This window comes from Aquabacterium sp. A08 (assembly GCF_011742065.1).
On record NZ_JAAQQT010000150.1, the window covers coordinates 1 to 862 of the forward strand.

1 protein-coding gene is annotated in these 862 nt (G+C 67.6%); it reads right to left on the reverse strand.

What is annotated here, in order from left to right:
- Positions 1–509: 509 nt before the first annotated feature.
- A partial coding sequence (locus HA630_RS00850; RefSeq protein WP_243855308.1) for a LysR substrate-binding domain-containing protein occupies positions 510–862 on the reverse strand: 353 nt, incomplete at its 5' end.

Genomic DNA, 862 nt, shown 5'->3' on the forward strand with positions numbered 1-862 from the left:
CACCGCCGGCGGTTATGCGGGCGCCCACTGGGCCCAGCGGCTGCCGGTGGCCTGGGTGCGCGGCGCGGTGGTGGCCACCGGGGTGGGCATGAGTGCGCTGTTTTTTGTGCGGGGGTGAAGGCGCGTGTGCGCGAACGGGCCTAAATTAGAGTGGCAATCGTGACCGGCTACCTGCAGCACCCAGCGATTGGCGAGACACACGGACCATTTGCACACGGCTGACTGGGACACGATCCCGACGGGCAAAGTACATCTTTCCCCAATCGCGCAAGCCAATGCCCGGTCGTTCAGGGTAAAGCACATCCACGCTCGGCCAATCGGTGCTCACGAAAGGCACCCCTGCAACCGAGCGGTCCCGCATGTTTCGACTTTCCATCCACAGCTCCTAATTTGACCAAGGCATGTTTGTGCGGGAACACACCGCAATCGTTGAAGTGTGGTCAAACCTCGGTTAAGTGAGCCTTAACCGGCATAAGGGACCATGGCCCGGCCACCCCCAAGCAGGGAACTCACCCCCACACCTCCCCCAACGCCGCCCAGGCCGCCTCAATCGGCGGCTCGGCCGCGCGGGCGGCCAGGCACACAAAACTGAGCACGCAGTCCAGCGCCACCCGGTCTGCCACCACCAGGCCGCGCGCCTGGGCTTCCCGAATCGCCACCGAATCGCGCACCAGGCTCAGGCCCACGCCGGAGCGCACCAGGTCCAGCATGGAGGCTTCCTGGTCCACCTGCGCGACGCGGCGCACGGCCAGGCCCTGCGGCGCCAGCGCGCGGCGCAGCAGCCGGTGGTGGGCGCTGGCGGCGGGGGTTTCGATCCACGGCAGGCTGGCCAGGCCGCGCCAGTCCTGCCCCAGCACCTGCG